6 protein-coding genes, 1 tRNA gene and 1 pseudogene are annotated in these 6,346 nt (G+C 42.9%); 3 read left to right on the forward strand and 5 right to left on the reverse strand.

Annotation, left to right across the window (positions count from 1 at the left end):
• Positions 1 to 13: 13 nt before the first annotated feature.
• From KXV15_RS13135 to aroA, 5 genes are read right to left on the reverse strand one after another with little or no spacing between them, the layout of a single operon-like run.
• Positions 14 to 2,080, reverse strand: a complete 2,067-nt coding sequence (locus KXV15_RS13135) for a TonB-dependent receptor (protein ID WP_240008668.1) — start codon at positions 2,078 to 2,080, stop codon at positions 14 to 16.
• Positions 2,081 to 2,133: 53 nt separating this feature from the next.
• Positions 2,134 to 2,574 (reverse strand): hypothetical protein, encoded by a 441-nt coding sequence (locus tag KXV15_RS13140; protein WP_240008669.1) that lies wholly within the window; start codon positions 2,572 to 2,574, stop codon positions 2,134 to 2,136.
• A 60-nt stretch (positions 2,575 to 2,634) separates the two neighbouring features.
• Complete coding sequence (locus tag KXV15_RS13145; RefSeq protein ID WP_240008670.1) at positions 2,635 to 3,204, reverse strand: GNAT family N-acetyltransferase; 570 nt, start codon at positions 3,202 to 3,204, stop codon at positions 2,635 to 2,637.
• A complete protein-coding gene (locus tag KXV15_RS13150) occupies positions 3,191 to 3,709 on the reverse strand; it encodes a GNAT family N-acetyltransferase (protein WP_240008671.1) in 519 nt (172 codons plus the stop codon). Before KXV15_RS13150 ends, KXV15_RS13145 begins: the two co-directional genes overlap by 14 nt.
• A complete protein-coding gene (gene aroA, locus KXV15_RS13155) occupies positions 3,702 to 5,033 on the reverse strand; it encodes a 3-phosphoshikimate 1-carboxyvinyltransferase (protein WP_240008672.1) in 1,332 nt (443 codons plus the stop codon). The genes KXV15_RS13150 and aroA overlap by 8 nt, the downstream gene beginning before the upstream one ends.
• 105 nt (positions 5,034 to 5,138) lie before the next feature.
• Here aroA and KXV15_RS13160 point away from each other — a divergent pair, with 105 nt between their 5' ends.
• The 3 genes and pseudogenes from KXV15_RS13160 to KXV15_RS13170 form a co-directional block, all read left to right on the forward strand.
• Positions 5,139 to 5,669, forward strand: a complete 531-nt coding sequence (locus KXV15_RS13160) for a TIGR02300 family protein (protein WP_240008673.1) — start codon at positions 5,139 to 5,141, stop codon at positions 5,667 to 5,669.
• Between the two features lie 126 nt (positions 5,670 to 5,795).
• A tRNA-Ala gene (locus KXV15_RS13165) sits at positions 5,796 to 5,871 on the forward strand.
• A gap of 342 nt (positions 5,872 to 6,213) precedes the next feature.
• Positions 6,214 to 6,346: pseudogene (locus KXV15_RS13170) on the forward strand (UTP--glucose-1-phosphate uridylyltransferase); the annotation flags it as partial.

Raw genomic sequence — 6,346 nt, forward strand, 5'->3', positions numbered from 1 at the left:
CGCGCCCTTTTCACTAGAATTTATATTTTATACCAAACCGTAGCTGTCGCGGCTCTGAAATATGATAAACAATATCATCAACCCCGTCGGTTGGCTCACCCTGCAAACGTGTGGTGTAATAATAGTCAATGTCGTGGCCTTTTGAATCAAAGGCATTTAGCAATTCCAACACAAATTCCATTTTTGAATGTGTTGCATAGGATGCCCGGAAATTGACCATGGTTGATGATTTTCCAAAAACGCTTTTGTCTTCTGACAAATTACGTTTACCAAGATAACGAACGCGTGCGCCGAAATTATAATGGTCAAACATGGTGGTAACACCAAATTCAGCAGAGGATTTTATCGCCCCCGGTATCCCATCTTCTGCGGCGGGAACATCTTTTAATTTGCCGTCATTGGTCGCATAAACACCATCAATTGCCAACCATTGTTTTGGACGCCAAAACCCTGTTACTTCGACACCGTGTCGCTTGCCACCATTGGTTGGCACAACTTCACCGGCATCTGCGGCATAAACAAGCTCGGAATCTATTTCGCTTTGCCATATATCAGCGGTTAGGATTAATCCGCGCCGCTCATAACGTGCGCCAATTTCCTGCATATGCCCTTTTACAAGACCAGGTGCAGGATCGGTTGGGTTGGTAACACCGCGTGCATCGTTGGAATGGAAACCTTCGCCCCAATTAGCATAAAGGGCAATTTGCTGATTAAGGCGATATTTAAGCCCGAATTTGGGTGAAACAATCTGGTCATCAATTTTGTTTGACCATGAATTGCCTTCTTTGCCATGGCTTTCAAAACTATAAAAATCGCCGCGTAAGCCCAATAACATCTCTAGCTTATCTGTGATTTTTAAATTTGCCTCACTATAAATCCCTAATGAGCCTTCTTTGACTGCAAACCGTGCCTTATTATAATCAACAATTCCATTAATCGCATGATCAAGCCCTATGTCAGATATATCATCATACCGCCCCTCAAGACCCGTGGTTAATGTCAATCTATCATTAATTGTGAAGGTCTTTTCGGCACGCCCACCAATGGCATTAAGCGATTCAAATTGGCGAATTTCATCGCCATCAACCGGATTATCAAGATAGAATGTGAAGTTTGATAATAAGTGCCAATTATAATGTTGCAACCATGCCGTTACTTTCCAATCGGCACCATAAAGACCACCTGTTAAAACCTGTCGCGAAGTGCGTCCAAACAAGTTCTTATCAAGGCTATCATATGGTGAAGTTAGAATTGTTCCAACCGCGCGCGATGGGATTTGGTCGGTTGGATACCAACTTGCATCATAGGTATTAATCGCGATTTTAAACTTACCAAAGCTGGTGGGATGGGTATATTTTATTAAGCCAGAAAAACCATTAAAATCTTCTGGCACTGTCCATGGGCCATCTTGGTGTTTATATTGCCCCAATACAAGTAAATCGCCATCACCGATTTTAAAGGAACTTCCACCAACAATACGATTATAATCATATGTGCCATATTCAGCGGTCACAAATGGGTCCAAAATATCAAGTGTGGTAATTGCCGCCCGACCAGTAAAATTAAAATCCCCGGCATCAGCACGATATGGCCCTTTACGATATTCAACATAGCCAACCGATTCAGGTATTAGGCCATTAACATCAAGATAACCCTGACCATGTCCATGAGTTAGAAAATTCACGGGGAAATCATCGATAGTGGTCGCAAAATCAGTTCCGTGATCAAGGTTGAAACCACGAAGGAAATATTGGTTCGCCTTGCCCCCGCCTGAGTGTTGGGTTGCAATGAGCCCTGGGACTGCCTCCAAAATTTCGCCAGGTCTTAGAATGGGGCGCGCCCGTAATTCCGAACCACTTACCCGCCCTTCTGATGCGGAAACAGCGGTTTCTATGCGCCGCTCTGCCCGTCCGAAAACAATCACTACTTCGGGATTATGGGAATGGTTTTGTGGGTTTAATTCTTCTTTTTTATCTTCTGACGCATATGCAAATCCAGCAACCAAAAGCGCAGAAGTTGATATTGTCGATGCTAGCATGATTGCAGCACCTTTTTTAAAAGATGGTATATTTTTAAACATGGTAAATCCTATAACAAATATCGCCTTAAGAGGCTAAAAAACAATGAAATTTGTTATAGTGTTTGTGGCGGCCCTGTTTGCGGGGGTGGTGGCGATGCAATATTTTGTATTAGATACAGGCAATTACAATAGCTATATGCCGGCGCATTAAAAATTGCGGGTATAAAAATCACAAAGCCAACATAATCACGCGCAATAAAGGCAATTTTTACAAGATTATTTGCTGGCTCTAATTTATTGGTTGTCTTTTTCTCGCTAGTTTTATGTAATGCGCCAAAACTGTGGTCAAAAACAACAATTGAGTAAAGTTTCAAAAACTCCTCAAAACCACCGCGTCCATCACTTTTGCTAAAGGTGGCCATTGGCTGCGGATTATTGGCATAACCAATGTCAAAGCCTTGGGGGACGATAAGGCGAACCAATATCGCAAGGGCAAGAAACAATTTTACCGCCCGACACCGTAAACCAAGTGATTTCACCGACAATTCAACCATAGTCTTTTATAGAACAATCCCTATAAAAACACAATTATAGCGGGGATTATGCCGCACCTATCATTTAAAAAACTGCTTGCGGTTTTCACGCCACTCATCGCGATTTTGCCCCCACGCATCAACATCAAGATGGGCATATGGCGCAGGTAATTGGGTTTTACCCAAATTGGTTGAACCAAGGCGCTTGGCAATATTCTGTGATGGAATATTTTCTGGCGCTATGCAATGGATTAATTTTTCCCAACCTAAAACGTCAAAAGCATAGTCCATTGTTGCGACCGCCGCCTCACGCGCATAGCCTTTGCCTTGTGCGGCTTTGTTCAGCCCCCAGCCAACTTCATATTCTGGCCAGCCATAAGGATGTATTGGGCCAATACGGCCAAGCCATTCGCCAGTTTCTTTTTCAACAAGGCAAAACATGGAAAAACCCCACATATGCCACGAACCCGCAAGTGCATTAAAAGTTCGCCACGCGACCGCTTTGGGTTGAACGCCGCCAAGAAATTTCATCACATCTTCATCGGCATGCATTTCAGCAAATGCATCAAAATCTTCTTTTACAGGCGGACGCAAATAAAGGCGTTCGGTTTCCAAGGTTGGCCCTAAGGTAGATGTTTTAATTATTGTCATATTTTAAATACCAAATTTCTACGTCTGTTTCTTTTAATTCTTCTGGAACTTTATTGGTTCCAATATTCTTTGCACCTAATTTTTCGGCTAGTTTTACCGAAGATAAATTTCTTGGCGATATGCAAAAATAAAAATCGTCAAAACCAAATCTATTGTTGCACCATTCAAGAACCGCTTTTGCCGCTTCTATTGCAAAGCCTTTGCCCTGAAATTTTGGCAAAAAGCCCCAACCAAATTCAACAAATTCATTCGTTGCACGGGTTGTCACACCAATCTGCCCCATCCATTCGCCATTATCAGCCCAAAAGGCCGAAAAGAAACCATAACCATGCTTTTGAAAATATTCGACCTCTTTTACAAATTTATCGGTAGCGGCCTCTATGGTTTGCACCCCACCAGTATAAAGCTTGAAAATTTCATCTTGTTGTGATGCAACAAATGGAACCAAATCACCATCGACAATAGGCTTCATTACAAGTCGTTCGGATTTGACTATGTTATTCATGGTTCACAATACTTGCGCCTAATTCGGTCATTAATTCTGTGAAATTAGGGAATGAGGTTTTAATCATTTCCGCCTCATCAACCTGCACCGCCTCTTTTGCCGCCGTTCCAAACACCAAGAAAGACATGGCAATACGGTGGTCGCCATGTGTGGTGATTGACACGCCACCATTCGGCTTGTTACCCGCGCCCTTGCCATTTACAACAAGTTTTTCTGGCCCCTCTTCAACATCGACACCGCATGCAGTTAAACCATCCGCCATTAATTTTATGCGGTCGCTTTCTTTTACGCGCAACTCACCAATGCCATCCATAATGGTTTGACCATCTGCAAATGCCGCCGCAACCGAAAGGATTGGATATTCATCAATCATTGATGGCGCGCGTTCTTTGGGAACTGTTATACCTTTTAATTCAGAATAAATGGCACGAATATCGGCAATTCTTTCGCCGGCAATAAGTCGCTCATTATAGATTTCAAGATTTGCACCCATTTCTTTTAGGCATTCAAAAATACCAGCACGCAATGGATTAATCATAACATTTTCAATGGTAACGTCCGAACCTTCGGTAATTAATGCCGTAACCACCAAAAATGCCGCCGAAGATGGATCCCCAGGAACCATAACTTCCGTTCCTTGCAAAACTGCCTTGCCTTTAACAGAGGCGCAAAGCCCCTGTGGATGGTCTTCAATAGTTACATCAACCCCAAAAGCACGCAGCATGTTTTCGGTATGGTCGCGCGAAGGCTTTTTCTCAATGACAGATGTCACACCATCGGCACGAAGCCCGCATAAAAGAATCGCACTTTTCACCTGTGCAGAGCCTTTGGTGGAAAAATACTCAATCGGCTTTACTTCATTTGTGCCAATAACCACACATGGCAAAAGACCATTTTCACGCATCTGGTATTTTACGCCCATTTGCGCAAGTGGATCCAGAATCCTTGCCATTGGGCGCGAACGCAATGAGTTATCGCCGGTAAAAAACGAATTTATCGGATATGAGCCGGCAACGCCCATAGTAAGGCGAACCCCAGTTCCAGCATTACCGAAATCAATGAAATCATTAGGCTCTTGGAAGCCCTTTTCGCCCAAACCACCAACTTCCCAATGGCCATCACCCAATTGGCGCACGTCCGCACCAAATGCTTTCATCGCTTTTGCGGTTGATAGGATATCGGCACCTTCCAATAGTCCAGAGATTTTTGTTACGCCTTCTGCCATTGCGCCCAAAATAAGCGAACGGTGTGAAATTGACTTATCGCCCGGGGCATTAACTGTTCCAATTAAGCGGTTGGTCGGGCTAGCAATTAGGTAAGACAAGAGTTTTTCCTTCAATTTTTAATGTTAACTGCAAAAAATACAGTAAAAATAGCATAGTGGTTTTGACTTATCATATTAAGCATGGCAAGCGACTTTTCATAAAAATTGGAGCAAATACCAGTGCCAAAGCTTGATTTAGGTCAAAAACAGATGTGCCCGTCATGTGGGGCGAAATTTTATGACTTGGGCAAACGCCCTGCAAAATGTCCGAAATGTGGAAATGCATTCGACCCTGATGATGAATTGGTTGTTGCAACCCGTCAGGCTGCACGCATGTCTTCACTTGATGTTGAAGAAACAAGTGTTGAGGATGATGAAGATGAGGATGCGGTTGTAAAAGTAAAAGCAGTCGATCCTGATGCTGAAGAAGAAATGGACGTTGAAGAAGTCACCAAAGAAATCGACATTGAGGCAATGGACGATGGTGACCTTATTATGGGTTCTGATGGCGATGACGACGAAGATGTTGTCGGCGGCAGTGATTCTATCCCTGAAGGCTTCTCTGAACAAGATTTGGATGAAGACGAAGAATTGGTTGACGAAGAAATTCCATTCATCGAAGGCGAAGACGAACTTCTTGATGAAGAATTGGGCGATCTTGATCTTGACGATCTTGACGAAGGTAAAGAGCCTTAATTCTTTCAAACACTAATAAAAACGGCGGCCCAAGTGGTCGCCTTTTTTGTGCAAAAAATATGACACTTAAAGCCTTTAGCGCTTGATAAGACGTATTTTGCTATTTATACGAAATTCATCCTTTTTGGGGCCTTAGCTCAGTTGGTAGAGCGCTTGCATGGCATGCAAGAGGTCAGGGGTTCGACTCCCCTAGGCTCCACCAGCCTTCGCCCTACGGGCTACGGCTCGGCAAGCCATAGAGGCATGCAACAAAAGCATATACTACAAATAAATTGATGACTGTCGCACCAAAGCCAAAGGCGGGCATATCTTTGTATTTTTTGAATCTAAAATTTGCCGTAAAAACACTTCACAAAGCTATATTAATCCATAATATTTGCTTAAAAACAAATATGGTAAATATTATATTATGGCATTAGTGCAGTTTTTCACTACAAGAAAAATTTAATTGACACATTTGTAATATAGGTTCTATGCATTTGCTACACCGTTTCAGGGGGCAATAAAATTATAATTATCTGAAAACATATTCTAGGACATAATAATGCATAAAAAGATTCGTAAGGCGATATTGCCAGTGGCGGGATTTGGGACAAGAGTATTGCCGGCGACCAAGAGCTTACCAAAAGAAATGCTTCCGGTATTTGATAGACCTGCGGTTCACTGGGTTGTTGATG

The organism is Pseudaquidulcibacter saccharophilus (assembly GCF_019455445.1).
GTDB lineage: Bacteria > Pseudomonadota > Alphaproteobacteria > Caulobacterales > Aquidulcibacteraceae > Pseudaquidulcibacter > Pseudaquidulcibacter saccharophilus.

Coding starts and splice junctions, on each gene's coding strand:
- KXV15_RS13150 (WP_240008671.1), bottom strand. CDS start 3,709: ATGAATAACATAGTCAAATCCGAACGACTTGTAATGAAGCCTATTGTC.
- KXV15_RS13135 (WP_240008668.1), bottom strand. CDS start 2,080: ATGTTTAAAAATATACCATCTTTTAAAAAAGGTGCTGCAATCATGCTA.
- KXV15_RS13145 (WP_240008670.1), bottom strand. CDS start 3,204: ATGACAATAATTAAAACATCTACCTTAGGGCCAACCTTGGAAACCGAA.
- KXV15_RS13140 (WP_240008669.1), bottom strand. CDS start 2,574: ATGGTTGAATTGTCGGTGAAATCACTTGGTTTACGGTGTCGGGCGGTA.